This is a genomic window from Rufibacter roseolus, from assembly GCF_017916365.1.
GTDB classification, from domain to species: domain Bacteria; phylum Bacteroidota; class Bacteroidia; order Cytophagales; family Hymenobacteraceae; genus Nibribacter; species Nibribacter roseolus.
Genome location: NZ_JAFMSU010000001.1, coordinates 2,064,190 through 2,084,674, shown reverse-complemented (window position 1 = coordinate 2,084,674; position 20,485 = coordinate 2,064,190). Strand labels below are relative to the sequence as shown.

At 51.6% G+C, this 20,485-nt stretch carries 14 protein-coding genes; 7 read left to right on the top strand and 7 right to left on the bottom strand.

Going from position 1 to position 20,485, the window contains the following annotated elements; all coding sequences use genetic code 11:
* Nucleotides 1–318: 318 nt before the first annotated feature.
* A complete protein-coding gene (locus tag J3P35_RS08240; protein ID WP_210463847.1) occupies nucleotides 319–2,427 on the top strand; it encodes a carboxy terminal-processing peptidase in 2,109 nt (702 codons plus the stop codon).
* Between the two features lie 82 nt (nucleotides 2,428–2,509).
* On the opposite strand, the gene J3P35_RS08235 is transcribed toward J3P35_RS08240, so the two are convergent.
* The 4 genes from J3P35_RS08235 to J3P35_RS08220 form a co-directional block, all read right to left on the bottom strand.
* Nucleotides 2,510–3,673 carry a trans-sulfuration enzyme family protein gene (locus J3P35_RS08235; protein WP_210463846.1) on the bottom strand — a complete coding sequence of 388 codons (1,164 nt, stop codon included), beginning with the start codon at nucleotides 3,671–3,673 and terminating at the stop codon, nucleotides 2,510–2,512.
* Between the two features lie 134 nt (nucleotides 3,674–3,807).
* The gene (locus J3P35_RS08230; RefSeq protein WP_210463845.1) at nucleotides 3,808–4,713 is read right to left on the bottom strand and encodes a PorP/SprF family type IX secretion system membrane protein; all 906 of its coding nucleotides are present in this window, start codon (nucleotides 4,711–4,713) and stop codon (nucleotides 3,808–3,810) included.
* A gap of 480 nt (nucleotides 4,714–5,193) precedes the next feature.
* Nucleotides 5,194–6,909, bottom strand: coding sequence for a gamma-glutamyltransferase (gene ggt, locus J3P35_RS08225; protein WP_210463844.1), 1,716 nt, complete (start codon nucleotides 6,907–6,909; stop codon nucleotides 5,194–5,196).
* 132 nt (nucleotides 6,910–7,041) lie between these two features.
* A complete protein-coding gene (locus J3P35_RS08220; protein ID WP_210463843.1) occupies nucleotides 7,042–9,774 on the bottom strand; it encodes an Ig-like domain-containing protein in 2,733 nt (910 codons plus the stop codon).
* 1,058 nt (nucleotides 9,775–10,832) lie between these two features.
* On the opposite strand from J3P35_RS08220, the gene J3P35_RS08215 reads away from it, so the two are divergent.
* Nucleotides 10,833–11,867: a hypothetical protein gene (locus tag J3P35_RS08215; RefSeq protein WP_246850026.1), complete on the top strand. Its 1,035-nt coding sequence runs from the start codon at nucleotides 10,833–10,835 to the stop codon at nucleotides 11,865–11,867.
* Between the two features lie 144 nt (nucleotides 11,868–12,011).
* Here the strand turns inward: J3P35_RS08215 and J3P35_RS08210 are convergent, their stop codons facing one another.
* Nucleotides 12,012–12,479 (bottom strand): hypothetical protein, encoded by a 468-nt coding sequence (locus tag J3P35_RS08210; protein ID WP_210463842.1) that lies wholly within the window; start codon nucleotides 12,477–12,479, stop codon nucleotides 12,012–12,014.
* Between the two features lie 460 nt (nucleotides 12,480–12,939).
* Between J3P35_RS08210 and J3P35_RS08205 the strand changes: the two genes are divergently transcribed.
* Both J3P35_RS08205 and lysS read left to right on the top strand, forming a co-directional pair.
* Complete coding sequence (locus J3P35_RS08205) at nucleotides 12,940–13,935, top strand: aldo/keto reductase (protein ID WP_210463841.1); 996 nt, start codon at nucleotides 12,940–12,942, stop codon at nucleotides 13,933–13,935.
* Nucleotides 13,936–14,568: 633 nt separating this feature from the next.
* Nucleotides 14,569–16,089 carry a lysine--tRNA ligase gene (gene lysS, locus J3P35_RS08200; RefSeq protein ID WP_210463840.1) on the top strand — a complete coding sequence of 507 codons (1,521 nt, stop codon included), beginning with the start codon at nucleotides 14,569–14,571 and terminating at the stop codon, nucleotides 16,087–16,089.
* Nucleotides 16,090–16,840: 751 nt separating this feature from the next.
* On the opposite strand, the gene J3P35_RS08195 is transcribed toward lysS, so the two are convergent.
* A complete protein-coding gene (locus J3P35_RS08195; RefSeq protein WP_210463839.1) occupies nucleotides 16,841–17,377 on the bottom strand; it encodes a YtxH domain-containing protein in 537 nt (178 codons plus the stop codon).
* A gap of 115 nt (nucleotides 17,378–17,492) precedes the next feature.
* Nucleotides 17,493–17,780, bottom strand: coding sequence for a YtxH domain-containing protein (locus tag J3P35_RS08190; protein WP_210463838.1), 288 nt, complete (start codon nucleotides 17,778–17,780; stop codon nucleotides 17,493–17,495).
* Between the two features lie 255 nt (nucleotides 17,781–18,035).
* Here J3P35_RS08190 and J3P35_RS08185 point away from each other — a divergent pair, with 255 nt between their 5' ends.
* From J3P35_RS08185 to J3P35_RS08175, 3 genes are all read left to right on the top strand, one after another.
* The gene (locus J3P35_RS08185) at nucleotides 18,036–18,284 is read left to right on the top strand and encodes a Kazal-type serine protease inhibitor domain-containing protein (protein WP_210463837.1); all 249 of its coding nucleotides are present in this window, start codon (nucleotides 18,036–18,038) and stop codon (nucleotides 18,282–18,284) included.
* A 5-nt stretch (nucleotides 18,285–18,289) separates the two neighbouring features.
* Nucleotides 18,290–18,661, top strand: a complete 372-nt coding sequence (locus tag J3P35_RS08180; protein ID WP_210463836.1) for a cupin domain-containing protein — start codon at nucleotides 18,290–18,292, stop codon at nucleotides 18,659–18,661.
* A 134-nt stretch (nucleotides 18,662–18,795) separates the two neighbouring features.
* Nucleotides 18,796–20,358 carry a M28 family peptidase gene (locus J3P35_RS08175; RefSeq protein ID WP_210463835.1) on the top strand — a complete coding sequence of 521 codons (1,563 nt, stop codon included), beginning with the start codon at nucleotides 18,796–18,798 and terminating at the stop codon, nucleotides 20,356–20,358.
* The last annotated feature ends 127 nt before the right edge of the window (nucleotides 20,359–20,485 follow it).

Genomic DNA, 20,485 nt, shown 5'->3' with positions numbered 1-20,485 from the left:
TTGGGTGTCATTTCCCTCATGATGCCGCCGCCGGCAAGTTTCCATATAAGGCCGCCAGATTTAAATAATATATAAAATTGCCTATTTTGTTCACGATTGAGAATCAGGGAGAAACAAATCCGGGGCTCCCGATGTTAAAAAAAAGAGGGCCAAAAAGAACAACTACTGCCACGTTCTGCTTACTTGCAATTCTTTAGCAAATAATCTCAGAACGTTCACACCTTTCTGGCACTTGCCTACGTTTAACGTAAAGTAATGCACCCGCAAAACAGGCACTACTTTTGTTTATACACTAACAGACATTACTAGAGACAAAATATGTTTTCATTAAAGACTAAGCTGGTCGCATACGGTACTGCCGCCTCAGTGGTGTTTGGCATTGCCTCATACCGACTTCTGGAGACAGATGGCGCCGCCCGTGACCAGAAGAACGAAGTGCTTACCAAAGTGCTGATGCAGGGCTTAAGCTCGGCCCACTACAAGCCAGAGCGTTTAGACGATGAATTTTCCAAAAAGGCCTTTAACCTCTACCTGGAGCGCCTGGACTATAACAAAAAGTTCTTGCTGCAGTCAGACGTAGACCAATTGCGGGCTTACCAGACCCAGCTGGACGATGAGTTCAAGAACGGTTCTTTCAAGTTCTTTGACCTTTCCATGAGCGTTTTCCAGAAAAGGCTCAAAGAGGCCGAAGGCTACTATAAAGAGATCCTGGACAAACCTTTTGAGTTTGACAAAGAGGAGACGATAGAGGTGAAACCAGAGAAACTGAAGTTTGCCTCCTCCCCTGCCGCCCTAAAAGAGGAATGGCGCAAATACCTCAAGTACCAGGCTTTGATCAGAGTGGCAGATGCGCTGGATAGCCAGCAGAAAGCCGACTCTGCGGGTTCCAAGGAGCCTAAGAAAACCATGCCCGAGATTGAGGCCGATGCCCGTAAAAAGCTCAAAGAAAACTATGACGACCTGTTCAAGCGAATGGGCCAGTTGGAGAACGAAGATTACCGTTCCTCTTACCTGAACTCCTTCGCTAACATCTATGACCCGCATACTGAATACTATGCCCCCAAAGAGAAAGAGGACTTTGACTATGAGTTCTCCGGACGTCTGGAAGGCATTGGCGCTTTATTGCAGGAAAAAGACGGTCTGATCAAGGTTTCTGAGATCACCCCAGGTAGCCCTTCTTACCTGCAAGGTGAACTGAAACCCGGCGACGTGATCTTGAAAGTGGCCCAGGGCAATCAGCAACCGGTGGATATCTCCGGCATGCGGATTGACAAAGCCGTGACCCTCATCAGAGGTAAGAAAGGCACTGAGGTTCGCCTGCACGTGAAGAAAGTAGACGGCACCATGAAGGTGATTCCAATCATCAGGGACGTGGTGGTACGCGAAGAAGGCTACGCCAAATCGCTTATGATCAAAGGAGCTAAGCCTATCGGGTACATCCATCTGCCTGCCTTCTACGCCGACTTCAAAAACGCCGGTGGCCGCAACTCTGGTAAAGACGTAGCCGAGGAAATTCAGAAGCTGAAGCAGGAAAACGCCCAGGGTATTATCCTTGACCTGAGAAACAACGGTGGTGGCTCCCTGCAGGACGTGGTAGATATGGTGGGTCTTTTCATCAAGTCTGGTCCGGTGGTACAAGTGAAATCTGCCAATGGCCCGGCCGCGGTGCTGGAGGACAGAGATCCGCAGGTACAGTTTGGTGGTCCGTTGGTGGTACTGGTGAACGAGAACAGCGCCTCGGCGTCTGAGATCATGGCCGCCGCCATCCAGGACTACAAGCGCGGGGTGATTGTGGGTAGCTCTACCTATGGTAAAGGCACCGTGCAGCAGTTCTTTGACTTGGACCAGGTATTGCCAGCCTCTTTTGACGCGGTGAAACCCCTTGGTCACCTGAAACTGACTACCCAAAAATACTACCGCATCAGCGGGAAAACCGTGCAGCTGCGCGGCGTAACCCCAGACATCGTGCTGCCTGATACTTACACTTACCTAAAATACGGTGAGAAAGAGCAGGAATACGCGCTTCCGTTTGATGAGATTCAGTCGGCTAAGTTCAACACCTGGAGCAGCCCTAACTTCTCCATTGAAAAGCTGAAAGCCTCCTCTAAAGCCAGAGTGGCCGCCAGCCCGACCTTCTCCCTGATCAACCAGAGCGCCATGCGCCTGAAAGACCGTACCGAGGTGTCTACCCGCTCCCTCAAGCTGAGCACGTACTTAGCCGAAGAGCGCCGCACCCAGGAAGAGTCTAAGAAACTGGAGAACCTGCGCAAGACCATCCCGCAGTTAGATGTGGCCGGCCTGAAATCAGACTTGAGTAAGTTATCCGGTGACACCGCTGCCTCCGCACGCTTCCAGGCATTCACCCGTAACGCTAAGAAAGACCTCTACATTCAGGAAGCAGTCTCTATCCTGAAAGATGGGTTATAATAGATCCTAAACTTCTAAGAAGGGCCGTTGCTAAAGTAACGGCCTTTTTTACGTCCTTTCCAAAAAGGAGCCTATAAACAGCTTAGCCCTTCATTTTAGAAAACGCCTGATCCAAGTCTTTAATCAGGTACTCGGGGTCTTCCAGGCCAATGTAAAACCTGATCAAGGTGAAGGGCAGCGAAGACCGGTAGTTTCCCTTATTGTGTGCCGCTGCCGCAGGGTAGATCAACGACTCATGCCCGCCCCAGGAAGCCGCCATGAGAAAGTGCTGCAGACTATCGCAGAACCGGTCCACTTCTTTGATCTGGCCGGTATTCAGTTTGATGGTGAATTGCCCGGTGTTGTTGCGCATCTGCTTTTTGGCCAGCTTATACTGCGGATGCTCGGGCAGGAAAGGCCACAGAATCTCAGCCACTTCTTCTCTTTGCTGCAGGTAAGCCACCACCTGTCGGGTGGTCTTGGCAATGCGGTCCATGCGCAGCGGCAGCGTACGAAGCCCGCGCAGCAGCAACCAGGCATCGTGCGGCGACAAAACGGCTCCCAGGGTCATGTATTCGGTACTGAAGATCTGATTAATGCGCTCCCGGTTACCACAGACTATGCCGCCCATGACATCGCTGTGGCCGCCTATGTATTTGGTAGCGGAATGCACCACTAGGTCCACGCCCATGGCCGCCGGGTTCTGGAACAACGGCGAGGCGAAACTGTTGTCAATGACCGTGCAGATGTTCCGCTCTTTGGCATACGCCGCTATTTGGGCAATATCCTGCAGTTCAAATGTGAAAGAGTTGGGGCTTTCCAGATAATACAGGACGGTATTCTCCTTGCTGGCCTCGGCAAAGTTGCGGGCATCGGTGCCGTCTACCATGGTCACCTCCACCCCAAAACGGGGCAGGAAATTACGCATGAGTTTGTTTGTCCAGGTGTAAGGTTTCCTGATGCAGACCACATGGTCACCGGCCTTCACCTGCGAGAGCACCGCTGCCACCACGGCCGCAATGCCGCTCCCAAAGGCGATGGCGTGCTCAGTTCCTTCCAGCGCAGCAATCTTCTTCTCCAGCATGTCAACCGTGGGGTTGTTGCCCCGGGTGTAGAAATCTACCTCAAACTCATGCTGCAGCATGTAACGCATCTCATCCACGGTTCTGCACGCAAAGTTGCTGGTCTGGATGATGGGTGGGGCCACAGCGTTGAAATACGCCGCCCGGTCTTCGCCAAGTTCGTTCAGGATATAGGAGAGGTCCATACAAGAAAAAGATAGTTTCTCCTTCTACTCCAGGCCTCTGGAAAGGGTTGTTGGCTTTAACTACGTTTGAAATGAGCACCAAAGAAAAGGGCTTGCCAAATGGCAAGCCCTTTTCTTTGGTGCTCTATATTGTTTTAGAACCGGATGCGCAGGTTCGCTTCTACCTGAGGATCTGGTTTAGCAGTTGTGGTAGTTTCCTTGGTCAAATCAAAGGAAGTGGTGAACTGCACGTTGTCTTTGAGGTTAATACCGGCATTCACGTTCCAGGGAGCGGTTTTGTCAAACTGGCCGCGGTAGTTCACGCCGGCAGTCAGGAACTTTATGTTAGCCATGGTCCCGAACTGGTACTCCTGCTTGCCGTCTTTGAGCGGTTGGTTCATGAAGAACGATGGCGTCAGGCTGAATTCCGGGGCGAAGGCGATTTTGTACCCGGCGGTCACGAGTAATTCCCTGATGCCTTCGTGCTCTGCATCGCCTACCAGGTTATAGTTTGGCGCCAACAGACTGGCAAAAGTAGCCCCGGCGTAGAAGTTGCGCACGTTCAACCACACCCCGGCGTCCACATCGGGCCGGAGGTCGTTGTCATGGCCTACCATCTTCTTCTCCTCGTTACGGGTTTTCTCCGCCAGGTCCACGTTGAAGTACTCAGCGGCCAGTTGAGCCCCGAAGGCCAAACTGCTTTGCTCCCCTAATCTGAAGCGCTTGGCATAGCTGAAGCCCAACTTACCTAACCAATAAGGCCCGAACTGGTCATAGACAGCCACAACACCAATCCCGTTAGGATTCTCTTTGCTCACGTATCCCTGGTAATGGGCAATCACGGAAAGAGGAGCCGAGGAAGTCGATCTGTTGATAGAGTTAAGGTGCCCGTTTACGCCAAACTCTCTTCTTCCCTCAGAGCCCGCAAAGGCCGGGTTCAGGTAAAAATAATTCTGTTGGTAAAGGCGCGGGATCACCATGCGTTGCGGAGTAACCTGGGCCTTAGAAACGCTAGCAGCCAGCAGTAGCAAGCTGAAAACAACAATTTGCTTCAGATTCATTGTCTAAGGTTAATAGAGAAAACTTAAATTAATTGTGCAAAAGGTAGAAGTAAGGAATAGAGATTTTGGTTTTGTGTATTTCCAATTGATGTAGAGACAACTTCTTCCTGCAAATTTAAGTTCATAAAATGGTAACCTTCTATATTAAGGCATATTAATATTTATTGTTCAACCGCCTTCTTAAGCAGAATTCCCCATTTTTTGCCTGTAAAAATTTTCAATTTTCGGTCTTACCTACTCTAAATAATTGCCCACCCTTTTTATTATCCTAAGACAATTGATGCAGAACACTCCCCCATAGGGCTAAAGAGAATTAGATACTTTTTCAAGAAAACAGGCCTGAAACAACCCTTTTTTTCCCTTCTGGCAGGAATGCATGATCTTGTTTTAGGCCTGTTTTGATAGAACCGGGCCTAAAACAGAAAAGGGCCAATTACCTGGTAGTAAATGGCCCTTTCCTGCTAAATTATTTCTTTCGCTTTAATACCCCATGGCGGTGTCATCTCCCCGGGGATCAGCTCCTCCTTCCCACATTCCGCTCCTGAGCCGAAGGATGCCATCCACTGCGCCATAGTTTGATCTGTTCTGCAACGTGTGTCCCCGCTTCAGGAGCTCCTCCCTTACCTCAGGAGACAAAGCCGCAGCCTCTGGCTCTATCCTATCCGGGAGCCATTGGTGGTGGAATCGCGGAGCGGCTACGGCATGCTGCATGCCCATGCCGTGGTCTACCACATTCAGGATGGCCTGGAAAACTGATGTGATAATGGTAGACCCACCGGGGGTGCCTACCACCATGAATAGCTTGCCGTCCTTCTCCAGGATGGTTGGTGTCATGGAGCTCAACATGCGCTTACCTGGGGCAATAGCGTTGGCCTCTCCCCCAATGAGCCCGAACATATTAGGTACGCCGGGTTTGGCGCTGAAATCGTCCATTTCGTTGTTGAGGATGAAGCCGGCGCCTTCCACCACTACTTTGGAGCCGTAGCCGCCGTTGAGGGTGGTGGTGATGGAGGCAGCATTCCCCCACTGGTCCACGATGGAGTAATGGGTGGTCTGGTCGCTTTCATGGGGCTGCAGTTTACCCGCCATGATCTGGGTAGAGGACGTAGCGTGCTCCATGTCCAGGTTGGTCAAACGGTTCTTGAGGTAAGCGGAGTTCAGTAGATCAGCCACGGGCACTTTCACGAAATCAGGATCGCCCAGGTAAGTGGCGCGGTCAGCGTACACCCGGCGCTGTGCTTCGGTCATGACGTGCACGGTATTCGGCTGCTGCCAACCCCATTTCTGGAGGTTGTAGGGCTCCACCATCTTCAGCAGTTGCAGCAGGGCTATACCTCCGCTGGAGGGCGGAGGCATAGAGATCACCTTGTACCCGCGGTAAGAACCCGTAATAGCCTCACGCCACACAGAATGGTAATCCTTCAGGTCCTGGCGCGAGATAAGGCCTCCTCCCCTTTGCATTTCCTTCACCAGCAGATCGGCGGTTTCGCCTTCATAGAATCCGGCCCGGCCTTTGTCCCTGATGCGTTCCAGCGTGCTGGCCAGTTCTGGCAGGTATAGCACATCGCCTTTCTGCCAGGGCGTGTTCCTAACCACCATGGGCGTGAATTTATTCGCTTTGATAAAGCTTTCCTTCGCGCCGTTGAGCATGTGGGCTTCGCGCTCCGTCAAGACCACGCCTTTGTGGGCCAGGTCAATGGCGGGCTGTACCACCTGCACCCAGGGCAGACTGCCTAGTTTCTGGTGCATGGCCACCATGCCGTCTACCGCGCCCGGCACTCCTACGGCCAAATGCCCCAGGATACTTGCATCGGGGACCACATTGCCTTGGGCATCCAGGTACATGTCGCGCGACGCGGCCTGGGGCGCCTTCTCGCGGTAGTCCAAAGAGCCCACTTCTCCGTCTTGTTTCCGGTACACCAGAAATCCGCCGCCGCCAATGTTGCCCGCCACCGGGAACGCCACGGCCAGGGCAAAGCCGGTGGCCACTGCTGCATCAAAGGCATTGCCGCCCTTTTGCAGAATCTCCAGGCCAATGCGCGAGGCCTCTGGGTGGGCACTCACCACCATGCCTTTCCGGCCGGTGGCTCCCTGTTGCTGAGGCAAAGAAGAAGCAGGCTTATCAGCGGGTTTGCAGCCCACTACCTGCCATAGAATCCATAAGAAGATGAAAGAATAGGAGATGCCTTTTTTCATGTTGTTTTAGCGGAGTTTTGGCCAAAAGGGCCTCTAAACGGACGAATCCAAATTGAAAAGTAAAGAAATATATCGGCATAAAAAAAGCCTGCCGGAGAAGATCCGGCAGGCTTTCCTGGAAGGCTCTGGAGCCTATTTCTTGATGATTCTGGTTTGGTAAGCCTGGTTACCCGCCTGTACTTTCACCAGGTACATGCCGGCCGCGGCCGAGCTTATTTTCTGCGAAAGCAGGTTGTTGAGGGTTTGCTCAGAACCAGCCGCTTTCAAGAGAACCTCGCCGCGCAGGCTGTACACCGTTACAGATAGTTTCTCTTTGGCTACTCCCTCAGGCAGACGCAAGGCTACCGCTCCGGTGGTTGGGTTCGGGAACACGTTGAATCTACCTTTCACGTCACCTTTCACGCTCAGCGGATCGCTGGTGGTGAAGGCGAAACGGGCATACACCGGCAAGTGGTCTGAGGTAGTGTTGGAGTAGTTGGTCACGTAGCTTCTTGGGTCTTCAATGGTGATAGAGTTCTCAAGGTACTCATCGGTGAGCTCATTGGAGATGATGATGTGGTCCAGGAAGCTGTTAGAGCTTGGGAAAGAGAAGCCGCCGTTCTGGGCCAGAGTCTGGGTAAGCGCCTTGTAACGGGCTACATCGGTCACGAAAGCGTTATAGGAAGAAACGCCGCCGTCATTGATAGAGCCTACCACGTTGTCGTTGAAGTCTCCTAGCAAGATCACGTTGTCATTGGCATAGTACGCATCCAAAGAATCTTTCAGCACTCTCAGGTCGGCCACACGGCGGTTGTAGTCTGTGTTGGCTGAGCCGGATTTGGCGTGAATATCAATCACTCTTACGCGTTTGGTGATGCCGTTTACCGTCACATCAAAAGTACCCATGTACGGCAATCTACCAGATGACCAGAAATCGTCATCAATAAGGGTGGTAGTACCGGCTACGGCTTGTCTGTACAGGCCTTCAAACATCACCCTGAAACCAACCGGGGTAGTAGTAGCGGTGTTATAGATAAAGCCGATTTTCTGGGCCGGGAAAGGCGTGGTAGAAGAATTTGGTTTGATAGAGTATGAGTACACCGGCGAAAGCTGCTTGCCGTAAGTGCCTGGCAAATTGGTCACCAACTCTTCCAGAGAAGCCTCATCACTGATTTCCTCAATCCCGATGATGTCTGCGTTCAAGGTCTGTACTACGGTAGTGGCATTGGCAATCTGCAGGTCAGCATCGGCAGGACCGTAATTGCCCGCGATCTTGGTGCCGTTCCCGAAGAACTCCATGTTGTAGGTGGCTACGTCAAAGGTCTCAGATTTAAGGTAAGAGGAACCTGACAGATTGATCGTCTTAGTGTCTAAACCGGTACCCGCAAAGGTTAAGGTTCCTTCTACTTTCAGCTGTTTGGCGGTTGGCGCGAAACGTACCTGTACGGTTTTGCCAGCAGCGGCCGCAGCCTCTGCTTCTGGGATGGTCACGGAAGCGGCAAAAGCATTGCCATTGTCCATAGACACCTCAAAGCCAGCCGATGCGGTTACCGTGATGTTACCGTACCCTACCGCTCTGAAGTTAACAGTCTGCGCAGCAGATTTGGCCCCTACTTCAGTTTCACCAAACACCAGAACTTTGGAAGGAATAGTATTGTAGCTGCTTACGTCTTGGATCTTGAAATCATCAACGGTCCAGCGGGAAGCGCCACTTTCTGAGGAGGTGTAGACAAAAGCCACGTACTTGGCTGTCTTAGGCAATTCAATTCCCTGCGACAGGGTCCAGAGGTTGCTGTTGGAGGCAGGGAACACGCCCGGCACTTCAGTCCAGGTGGCATCTTTCGGGTTACCGGTACCGGTGTAATCTGCAGAGTACACCAGTTTCAGTTGGTTTCCGGCAAAAGCCGAGATGGTCCAGAATTCCAGCACCGGGGTATTGGTGAAAGAGGCCAGATCCAGTTGCGGAGAAATCAACCAGTCTTCGTTTGGTACGCTGGCACCACTCACAAAACCGTTGATCTGGACAGCCTTGTTCACGGTAGAAGCGTTGCAACCGGTAAGGCAGTCGCGCCCGAAGTTGGTGCTGGCCCACACCTGCGCACCGGCCACGCTGTATTGCATCCAGCCGCTGTTGGTTAAGAAAGCCGGGTCGTTGAAGTTCTGGTTGTAAGGATCAACTCCCAAGCCTGAAAGATTTACGGTAACAGCCTGAGCACCGGCAGAAGCCTGGGATATAGAGCCAGTGTTGTTTCCTAAAGCGGTAGGCGTAAAGCGCACGTATACTTTCTGGGTAGTAGCCAGTTCTTCTTTGGTGAACACCAAAGGTGTAGAGGCAAAAGAACCGTCGGTCTTAGAGATGGTAAATGGACCGGTTACCGTTACAGTCACATCACCAGTTAGGTTTGAGGCAGACAGGTCATATGATCTGGTCATGCCTTTGTTTAAGGCCGTACCCGGAAATACAATGGAAGTAACGGAAGAGGATAGCACCGGTGTAACGGCTGCGGCCGTGGTGAAGGTCCAGGAAGACCCAGACAGCCCGCCGTAGAAATTACCGGCTGCATCTTTGAAGGCCGTGTTCTCAATGAAAGCCGTGTAAGTTGTGTTAGACTGAAGGGCAGTGTTCTTAATGGTCACCGTGGAACCTGAGTAAACCACATCTGCATCAGTGGTGAATTTTGTAATGGGGTCTCCACTAGAGGTAAGGCCCACTTTACCCGTTCCGGCCACTACCGGCTCACTGAAAGTCAGAACGAAGTCAGTGTTGGTAGGTACGTTAGTGGTGTTATTTGCCGGGGTAAAGGAGGTTAAGGTTGGAGGGGTATTGTCTGCCACAGCGGCAGGGGTTACATCAGCCCAGTTGTCACTAACTCTGATGCCATCCACAGTTAAATTAGCTCCAGAAGATGCTCCCCCCTGACGGAGCGCCACTGAACCAACAGAAGTTACTTCACCGGCAGTGGTAACTTCGGCCTTTGCCAAATAACTAGCAGGTTCGGTTCCGCCTAGGTCAGGGTTCACGAAGATTTCAGCTACATCATTACCTGTACCTTCAACTATTGTGTATTTCAATACAACCAAATGGGTAGTATTTAACGCAAGAACTTGGCTTCCATAGGTAGCAGCGGGCAATGGACTTGAGTTTGTCGCTTTGCTTACGCCCAACTGAAAACCACCTTCTGCACTTTTCACCCACACCCGGCCAACATAAGTTGAGCCTATAGAAGGGGCGCCCAAGTGAAAGAAGTAATCCCCGGTACGTGCTGTTGCTACATTCACTAAAAAAGAAGCATACACGGTTTTCCCAACGCCATAAGTAGTTGGAAGTACCTTATTGATATCGTCACCATTTGCATTAAGCACAGCGGCGTTCCCCTTGTTTGACGAAGGAGAGCCCGAATAACTTAAGCCACTTGTAGAAACCAAAATGGTTGGAGTAGCGGCAGTACCCGTCTGCATCCAACTGTTTGTTCCTTTTAGTTCTGCTCCAGCAGGATATTCAAATTCCTCTGTAAACACTTGCCCAAAAGCATTTCCACTAATTCCTAAGCAGCAGAGTGCAATTAGAAGAAAAGTTAATTTTTGTAAAGGTTTAATCATAAAATAGAACTATTTGAAAAGATGGAGGAAGAAAGAGATGACATAAGAGGTTAACAAACAGCCGATACTGAAGACCGGACCCGGAAACAAAAGTAACCATAAGCTTTGGATGAAAGGTTACGTTTGGATTATTTTTTACCATCGGCTACAACCTCCCCTTTTACCGCAAATGAATTCTCTGATTTAATCCATTTCCATGGTACCTAAACTTCTCATACCTAGCTGTTTTAGCACTTAAAAAATTCTTGCTAATTACTTTATAAACTATTGATTATCAGCATATTATTAACCTAAAATAATTAGCAATTATGCAACTCTATAGCCTTGAATTCTGTTAAAAAAACATGAAGAAGGTAATAGATGAAAATGTGATTCCGCTCTTTCAGGAGGAGCAAAAACCGCAGGATTCTGCCTGGCGGAGATCCATTCCGGCGCAAGTGTTTCTAAACTACTTTTTTGCGATCAACTACCATATCAGCCATAGCTCGGAAGAATCTGGCCTGAGAAACAATGCCTTTTTCAGACAACATTCCGCCGACTTGACGGAGCAGGATCTGGCAGCGATTGCCAGGATACTGCACAACAGTTGGAGCACAGAATATGCACTTAGAGCCACCGCCGAGTTGGGTGATGAGACGTACCTGCGCAATGCCCTGCACTGGACTTTCCCGCAGGCGTATTATTCTATTTTTGCGGGGCTGCAGGCTTTCCTATACACGCTGGGCACCAAAACCAACAATGAGGCGGCCATCAGAAGAGAAGCAGGTAGACTGGTGGTGAAGAATGCCTATCCCAGAGCCATTGGGTATTATGCGGCCGGTCCATACAATGACTACAGCATTCACCGGTTGCCGCTGGCGGGCTACAAGGCAGGGCTGCAGATTGCCGGCAAAGAGATTGAGGCGCAAGCCCAGATAGGACAGTTTCTGCGCACTACCAGAAAGCTCACGGCTAACGCTATCCGGCAACAGGTGCAGAAGAACCCGGCCACGGCCATTAAAAGCACAAAAACCGGCAAAGTGCTGGACAAATGGTCGCCGCAGCATTGGCAACAGATCACCTGGCGCATGGGCTATACCACGCTGTTTGATCTACTGAGCCGTCTGCGCATCTCTTCTACCCAGAAAGAGATTGAGCGTTTTGTGGAGGCCGAGATTGACTTCAAACTCTTCCATGAGTGCCTGCTATCTATTGTGAGCTACATGAATGGCTTGCACGAGAGTTATGTGGCCCAGGCCATAGGCCTGGAGAAATACCGCAAAGTGGTGGCTGAATTGCCAGAGCACCTGAGCAACAGTTTCGTAGAGAATCGCCTGCGCGCCCAAGTGGAGCCTCTGTTCCTGGATGGTTCCACCCTTCAAATGGCGGCTGCAGCGTAATCTTTGGAGTGATGCGAGAAGGAATGGATGATTAAATATTTTACACAAAGCTTTTTCGGCCTGTTTTCCCAAAAACAGGCCGATTTCATTTAAGGGCAAATCGGTTCATCTCCTTACATCTCCAAATCTCCACATCCCCAAATCTTACTCGTGGCTAAACTTCTCAATGTGCACGCCCTTAGCACCCGCGGTTTTCAAGGCTTCTATGGCACAAAGGTTGATCTGGTGTAGTTTCAGTTCGTGGCCTTCAAATAAAGCCAATACCTCGGGGTCTACTGATTCTGGGTCTGCGGCGGCCTGCATGTGCCCCGCCTGTTCAATGGTAAAGCACATGGACTTGATCTTCTCCCCTTTCACCCGCACCTGTGAGGCGTTGAACTTGATGAGGTTCTGCTTCAGGTAATCGCGCACGAAATCCCCTTCGTCAATGTCGGTCTCGGCCAGGCGCACCACCTCCTGGTAGCTGCGTTTGTGCAAAAACTCCTTTAAAGTAGGCTGCAGCATCTTGCGCACGGGCGGGTCGCTGATCTGGTGGGCGTAAATCAATATATTGAAGATCCAGCGCAGCGTTCCGTCGTTTTCCTCGAAGATCAGGCTCAATTCACATTTCATAGTCGGGGGATTTGTTTCTGTCTTAAACGGCGAAAGCCCGTGAAGGATTAGGATTTCCGCCCCAGCGATTTTAGCCTGTTTTTCTGTTTCAGGGCCAAAACCAGGAAAGACCAGACCTTACTTTACTTTGCTTCTCTCGCCGCTTGATAAAGTAAAACAAAATCGAGGCTATTCCGGTCACCAGCAAGGCGCCGGCAGCTTCTTTACCTTTTCCAGAAGAAGGTTCCTGCCAGCCCCCGGAAACATCTCTCCTCACAAGGGAGGGTTGTAACAGGCTTCCATCGGTGATAGGCATCCCACTCCCGCTTTTAAACCGCATTGGAACAGCTTAGTATACTTCGCACCACCATCGCAATATTCTTTTTCCTGAACCTAGTCCTTTTCTTTGGCATTCGTACATACAGGTTAGGCCGCTTTCAAAGGCAGCCTGAACCGAATTCAGAACTTAACACAAAGCAAAATGGAATACAGAAAATTAGGAACCACAGACCTGGAAGTATCAGTGCTGACGTTTGGCGCCTGGGCCGCCGGCGGCTGGATGTGGGGCGGAACAGAGCGGCAGGAGGCCGTGGATGCCATCAAAGCCGCCTACGATCACGGCATGACCTCCATTGACACTGCGCCCATCTACGGACAGGGCCTGAGCGAGGAGATTGTGGGCGAGGCCATCAAAGGCATTCCGCGCGACAAAGTGCAGATCCTCACCAAATACGGCATGCGCTGGGATCTGGCCAAAGGTGATTTCGCCATGAACAGCGAGGACAACCAAGGCAACAAGATAGACATCTACAAATACGCCGGCCGTGAAAGCATTATCAAAGAATGTGAAGACAGCCTCCGCCGTTTACGCACCGATTACATAGATCTGTACCAAATCCACTGGCCAGATTCTACTACCCCCATCCAGGAAACCATGGAAACGGTGGCGCAGCTCATCAAAGAAGGAAAAGTGCGCCAGGCCGGGGTAAGCAACTACAACGTGGCCCAGATGCAGGAAGCTGAAAAGTACTTCACGCTGGCTTCTAATCAGGTGCCCTACAGCATGGTGCACCGCAACATTGAAGCCGATGTGGTGCCGCACAGCCTGGAGCAGCAGATCGGGATTTTAGCTTACAGCCCGCTGGAACGTGGTTTACTCACCGGCAAGATCAAACCCGGCCACCACTTCAACGAAGGTGACCACCGCGCCAGTCTGCCCATTTACCAACCCGAAAACCTAGTAAAAGTGAATGCCTTCCTGGACAAGATCAAGCCACTGGCCGATGACAAGAACGCCACGCTGGGCCAGCTGGTGCTCCGCTGGACCATTGCACAGCCCGGCATCACCATTGCGCTGGTAGGCGCCCGCAACGCCGAGCAGACCATCCAGAATGCCAAAGCCATGGACGTGCAGCTCAGCCAGGAGGAAATCACCTTCATCACCGATGAGCTGAACAAACTGGAACTGCCCAAGTAAGAGGTGATAGTATTTTCTGTTGAAAGCGAATGGGGGCTGTTTTCTAGAAAGCAGCCCCCATTCGCTTTCTTTTTCCGGTGCATGGATTTACTATTTCTAGATACTCTTACCTCTCGGAGGTTGCAAACTTCCGGTCATTATAGGTCCAAGTCACAGACTTAAACCATAATAAAATGAAATTTCTACCCTTCCGAGAAGGGGGAATGCGTGGTAGAGACAAGGCAGTGCCTAGTCTCTACAGGGGTTCTGAAAACGTCACAAATGCTGCTACTTTCCATGTTTCCAGTCTTTCGGGCGAGCGCCTAAGCAGGTTCCGGTGCCGCACGCATTTCGGCCATAGGGAGCAAAGGAAGCTGGTACAGCGCGAGCGCGGAAGACGGGGCCTCGCGGCCGTGAGCGCACGGAGAGCAGCCATGCAACAACTATGCTTTTGAAAACTGAATAACTGCAATCCCTCACCAGCAACAAGCAACCTGCATGCACCAGAGCAGCCATCAACCACAAACGCAGTATACCATACATTACCTCAGGATAAAAACGAGTGAAAAGGTTTACTCCCATCCTTCTCTATGTATGGGAATAATTTCCGAAATTCGCGGTTTGATTTTTAGAAGACACTGAAAGACCGTTTCCATGCATTTAAGCGAACAGGAACTACGCCGGCGCCATGAGCGCGAAGAGCTCCAGAAGATGGGCATCAACCCCTACCCTTCCGAACTTTTTGACGTGACCGCCACGGCCAAGGATATAAAGGACAACTACGATCCGGAGCAGAACAACTACCAGGAAGTAAGCCTGGCCGGCCGATTGATGAGCCGCCGCGTGATGGGCAAGGCCTCGTTTGCCGAGCTCATGGACAGCTCAGGCCGCATCCAGATCTACGTGTCGCGGGATGACATCGCCCCGGGCGAGAACAAGGACCTCTACAACACCGTGTTCAAGAAGATGCTGGACATTGGGGACTTCATTGGAGTGAAAGGCTATGTGTTCAAAACCCAAGTGGGTGAAACCTCGGTGCACGTAACGGAGCTGACCCTATTGGCTAAGTCTTTGAAACCGCTACCTATTGTGAAGCGTGAGGTGGATGAGAACGGCGTGGAGCACGTGTACGATGCCTTCACCGATCCTGAGTTGCGTTACCGTCAGCGTTACGTGGACCTGGTGGTGAACCCTGAGGTGCGTGATACTTTCATCAAGCGGACCAGGCTGGTGAACACCATGCGCGAATACCTGAACGAGCGTGGTTACCTGGAGGTGGAAACGCCAATCCTGCAGCCGCTGTACGGAGGCGCCGCCGCCCGTCCGTTCAAGACGCACCACAACACCCTGGACATGACCTTGTACCTGCGTATCGCCAATGAGCTGTACCTGAAGCGTCTGATCGTGGGTGGTTTTGATGGCGTGTACGAGTTCTCCAAAGACTTCCGGAACGAAGGCATGTCGCGTTTCCACAACCCTGAGTTCACCCAGGTGGAGCTGTACGTGGCCTACAAAGACTACTACTGGATGATGGACCTGGTGGAAGAGATGGTGGAGAAAGTAGCTTTGGCGCTGCACGGAACCACAGAGGTACAGGTTGGCGAGAACGTGATCAACTTCGCGCGCCCCTGGAAACGCTTCACCATGTTTGAGGCTATCCAGCACTTCACCGGCATTGATATCTCTGAGATGGACGAGGCCCAACTTCGCGAAACCGCTACTAGCCTGGGCATCAAACTGGACCCAAACATCGGGAAAGGCAAGATCATTGACGAGATCTTCGGGGAGAAATGCGAAGGGCAACTGATCCAGCCAACCTTCATCACCGACTATCCGGTGGAGATGAGCCCGCTGGCCAAAAAGCACCGCAGCAAAGAAGGCCTAGTAGAGCGCTTTGAGGCCATCTGCAACGGAAAAGAGATATGTAACTCCTTCTCTGAGCTGAACGACCCCATTGACCAACGCGCTCGCTTTGAAGAGCAGTTAGAGCTGGGCAAACGCGGAGACACCGAGGCCATGGTACTGGACGAGGACTTCCTACGCGCCCTGGAGTACGGCATGCCACCAACCGCCGGTCTGGGCATCGGAATTGACCGCCTGAGCATGATCATGACCAACTCACAGTCCATCCAAGATGTGCTGTTCTTCCCGCAAATGAAGCCAGAGAATAATTAATGTGCTATGCTGATGTGGTAATGGTCATCAGCATACATACAAAACAGAAAGGCCGCTCCAATGAGAGCGGCCTTTCTGTTTATGGGCAGTTTTCCTGAAATCTGGTTACGAAACGCATATAAAGTGCAACCGTAGCTTTCACACGCTGGCGCGAGCGTCCCGCTCGTGTCCGCACGTATTGCTGATAAATAGCCCTACCCTCTTTTATCATCCTGAAAGGATCTTAGGAATAAGCGGTAAAGTCGCTTCTTCAACGCTTTTCTAGTTCGCCCACAAAATCTTTTCAAGATGACAAATAGGAGGAGAAGTACTTTGAAGATCAAGCAGAACACCTGGACCCTGAAAAGAAGGAAGCAAAAGAGGGTCAACAATGCGTGCGGACACGAGCGGGACGCTCGCGCCAGCGATCTCTGGAAGTGAGAAACCGTTAAGGGCCTCTTTTCAAAAATAATGCCCCAAAAACCAGAAGCCTGTAAATGCAGAAAGCCTTCCCCGGTTGGGAAGGCTTTCTTATATTGGTTAAATAACTTCTACTCGCTAACTGATGTGACTTTCGTCTGTGTTACTAAGTTATTCTAGTATCCCTTAAAAAGCTTAACCTTTGGTCAATTTTATTTAAGTTTCAACGTCATCAAACAACTTTGCGTTACTTCATCTGTTTCGCAATTTCTTATTTAACCAATCATACTTTCTATTCTTTAACGAGCCTGCTACCAGAAGGTTACAAAAACATTAAGAGGAGAAAATAATTTTACGCTGAGGCATCTGATCCGGTGCCGGTTGACCCGGATTTAGAAGCGCCTTTGGCTCTGCTGGCTCTTTTGGGCTTGGTAGTGCCGCCGGTGGTTGTACCCGCGCTGGTAGAAGTGGCGTTTGCATCGGTATCTGAACCCAGCGTTCCGGCATCAGCGCCATAGGCTCCGCCGGTTACCCCAGCCCCCATGTCTGATGGAGCAGTTCCGGTGGCGTTATCACGGGGATTGTCGCCAGTCATCAAGTCCACGTTGCCGCCCGTTGGGTTGTTGTCCAGGTGCGAAGTAGGCGTAGAGTTAGATCCGGTATTCACCACCTCAGGGTCGCCGGAAGATTTCCGTCCGATGAGCGCGCTGGCACTGGTACCTAGGGCCTGCACTTTTGAACCCAGGTTAGACCCCAGCTTGGAGGCAGATTTTTTCAGGTTGCCACGGGTGGTCTCACCCGCCTCCGGCGCCATTAAAACACCAGCTATGATACCGGCACCGGCGCCGGCCAGCATAGCCAGAATGATTTTTCCATTATCGTCTTTCATGAGCTTTATTTTTATAGGAATTATGGTTTAAATTAAATTACCCACTTCTCCTTAACGATAGTAAAAAACATTTAGTTATGCATCTCCTGCAGCCAAACCAGGGGCGCTAAAAAGCTTAGGACTGCGCGCCTGCGTTGTCTGAGGCAGCAGAGGCGTTGTTATCAGAAGATTTGCTGGCACCGTTTGCGCCTTCAGAACCGCCCAGCAGGCTGGTTAAGCCGCTCAGTTTCTCCAGGTAAGGGGCAATTTGTCCGTTTACGCTATCAGCTAACTGACCAGCGGCTTTCAACAGACCATCGCGGGACTCTTTTCCGTTGCTAGGGGCTAACAGGATACCAGCAGCTAAACCAGCGGTTGCACCAGCGGCAAGGGCGATCAGGACTTTTGAATTGTCATTTTTCATAGTAAGAAAAGATAAAGGTTGATGTTTTATAAATGTTTATGCAGGCACATCTGTATAACGCAGGTACTTGCATCGGCAATATGCTAAACAATAAATATATATTGTAACATATATTCAAGCGGTTTACGCATTTATACGGAGGAGGGTTAGTTGTTTTTAACCCATTTTGGGAAATAAATCCTAAAACCGCTGGAGGAAAACCCAATGCGCACGCAACTGGCTTATTTGCGTATATTTCACCAGACAATAAGCACTATGAAAAAACACCTTCTGCTTCCCGCATTTTTGCTGTGCGGTGCCGTTTTCAGCTGCAAGAGCAACCAGCAAACCGCCACCGCTTGCATTGACCCTGCCAGAATAGACAAAGAGCGCGCCTGCACCATGCAATATGACCCCGTATGTGGCTGCGACGGCAAGACCTATGGCAATGCCTGCACCGCTGAGATCTCTGGCGTTACCTCCTACACCAAAGGCGAATGCCCCACTAAAACCACCAATAACTAAACCCTATGAGCGAGAAAAAATACTACTTGCAGACGGCGCCCTTCAGAGTGCCTACCACCGATGGTAAACTCATTGAGGAGCACTTCGGACTGGCCAGCACCCGCACCGAGGGCTTTAGCGTGGCCCATATGGTGGCGCCGCCCCAGTGGAGCGAACCGCATCAGACCCCTGAGTTTGACGAAGTGACCATTGTGCTGCGGGGCAGAAAACAGATAGAGGTGGACGGTGAACCGGTGGTGCTCTCGGCGGGCCAAACCCTGCACATCAAGGCCGGTACCCGCGTCCGGTACGCCAACCCGTTTGATGAGGAATGCGAGTACTGGTCTATCTGCGTGCCTGCCTTTGACATCAACACCGTGAACCGCGAAGACGAGTAATCAATGGCTTCCAAGCCGATTACTCCCTACTCCGGTGATCCGTTTAGGACCTGTTTTCTAAAGCCCAGGCCTAAACGGATCATCGCACTTAATAGTGACCTTTCTTTAATAAGGGTACACCAAACGAACAACCTATGACACAAACTTACTTTTCTATTTCTAAAAGGGTCCGGAAATTCACAACACTGGGCGCTTTGTCTATCCTGGTTTTGGGTAGTTGCAGCAAACCGGCTGCCACCTCGCAACAAAGCACACCTGCCTCCGCCACCAACCCGCCCGCGTTTTCCGTGATCAGGGAAGACGATCTGCGCCGCGACCTGTTCTCTTTAGCCAGCGATAGCCTGCGCGGCCGCCGGGCTGGGGAAACCGAGGAACTACGAGCCGCCGCTTGGATGGCCGAGCGCGCCCGCGAAGCCGGTCTCCTTCCCGCCGGTGATGACGGTACTTATTTCCAGTTCTTCCCACTGCGTCGGATTCAGGTCTCTCCCCAAAGCCAGATTACGCTCAACAACCGCAAACTTCAATTGAACAAAGAGGTCTGGGTAACCTCGCCGGTAGAAGGCCAAGTGGAAGGAACGCCTGTTTTTCTTAATTCTTTAGCAGACACCACCCGGCAGAACCTGCGGGGCAAGATCGTAACCATGCGGATGCTGCCCCCTACCAACCTGCCGGCTCCCGGCATGAGCCTCTGGGGTTATCGCTACATTTTATCGGCGGTACGCCAACAGGGAACCATTCTTACCCGGGCCGGAGCCGCCGCTATTGTGCTCATCGCGGATTCCACTACCCAGGCCAGCCTGACTTTCGCGGGACACGGGTTTGAGGAAGGCAGCTACCAACTGGAAGGTCCGGCAGCCATGGCCCAGACTACTTCCAGAGCGGTTCCTACCCTTATCGTGCTGCCTTCGGCAAGCGGTCAATCCACGCAAGACAACCTCCTCAAACCCTCCGGCACTTCCAGAATCCAGATCAAGGTAGACAGCTACATCTATCCATCAGCCAACGTGGTGGCCCGGGCTCCCGGTGCAGACCCTACCCTCAGAAACGAGTACGTGCTTTTCAGCGGGCACCATGACCATGACGGCGTGGGCACGCCCATTAACGGTGACTCCATCTGGAACGGGGCCGATGACAATGGAACGGTAAGTGTGGCCATGCTGGCCATTGCGCGCGCCTGGAAACAGAACCCCGGTCAACGCTCCGCTTTGTTTGTCTGGCACGGTGCCGAGGAACGCGGCCTGTTGGGCTCCCGCTGGTACGCCGAGCACCCCACTGTGAAAAAAGAATCCATTGTGGCGGTGCTCAACGGCGACATGATCGGTCGTAATGCCCCGGACTCCGCTGCGCTATTAGGCTCCATTAAACCGCACAAGAACTCAACCGCGCTGGTGAACATGGCACTGCAGGCGAACCAGAACTTCACCAAATTCAAGCTAGACACCTCCTGGGACGAACAGCGCCACCCCGAGGGCTGGTATTTCCGGAGCGACCACCTACCGTACGCGCGCGTGGGCATTCCGGCCATCTTCTTCACCACCCTCTTGCACCCAGACTACCACACACCCCGCGACGAGGCGCAGCGGATAGACATCACCAAACTGGCTAAGATGACTCGCTGGATGTATGCCACCGGTTGGGCCATCTCCAACACCCCCCAGCGCCCTACTGTTGATCCTGATTTCAAGTTAGAGCGGTAATCATTTATGGTTCCGTCCTAGGTTTGTTTTGCGGCTGATTTCTCCTAAACAGGCCTTAAACAGAAAACCCTCTGCAGTTCTGCAGAGGGTTTTCTGTTTTATAAGAGCGTATAAGCTACATAATCCG

Excerpts from the sequence above, each read along its gene's own strand:
- J3P35_RS08240 (WP_210463847.1), top strand. The coding sequence starts at position 319 with ATGTTTTCATTAAAGACTAAGCTGGTCGCATACGGTACTGCCGCCTCA.
- J3P35_RS08235 (WP_210463846.1), bottom strand. The coding sequence starts at position 3,673 with ATGGACCTCTCCTATATCCTGAACGAACTTGGCGAAGACCGGGCGGCG.
- J3P35_RS08230 (WP_210463845.1), bottom strand. The coding sequence starts at position 4,713 with ATGAATCTGAAGCAAATTGTTGTTTTCAGCTTGCTACTGCTGGCTGCT.
- ggt (WP_210463844.1), bottom strand. The coding sequence starts at position 6,909 with ATGAAAAAAGGCATCTCCTATTCTTTCATCTTCTTATGGATTCTATGG.
- J3P35_RS08215 (WP_246850026.1), top strand. The coding sequence starts at position 10,833 with ATGAAGAAGGTAATAGATGAAAATGTGATTCCGCTCTTTCAGGAGGAG.
- J3P35_RS08210 (WP_210463842.1), bottom strand. The coding sequence starts at position 12,479 with ATGAAATGTGAATTGAGCCTGATCTTCGAGGAAAACGACGGAACGCTG.
- J3P35_RS08205 (WP_210463841.1), top strand. The coding sequence starts at position 12,940 with ATGGAATACAGAAAATTAGGAACCACAGACCTGGAAGTATCAGTGCTG.
- lysS (WP_210463840.1), top strand. The coding sequence starts at position 14,569 with ATGCATTTAAGCGAACAGGAACTACGCCGGCGCCATGAGCGCGAAGAG.
- J3P35_RS08195 (WP_210463839.1), bottom strand. The coding sequence starts at position 17,377 with ATGAAAGACGATAATGGAAAAATCATTCTGGCTATGCTGGCCGGCGCC.
- J3P35_RS08190 (WP_210463838.1), bottom strand. The coding sequence starts at position 17,780 with ATGAAAAATGACAATTCAAAAGTCCTGATCGCCCTTGCCGCTGGTGCA.
- J3P35_RS08185 (WP_210463837.1), top strand. The coding sequence starts at position 18,036 with ATGAAAAAACACCTTCTGCTTCCCGCATTTTTGCTGTGCGGTGCCGTT.
- J3P35_RS08180 (WP_210463836.1), top strand. The coding sequence starts at position 18,290 with ATGAGCGAGAAAAAATACTACTTGCAGACGGCGCCCTTCAGAGTGCCT.
- J3P35_RS08175 (WP_210463835.1), top strand. The coding sequence starts at position 18,796 with ATGACACAAACTTACTTTTCTATTTCTAAAAGGGTCCGGAAATTCACA.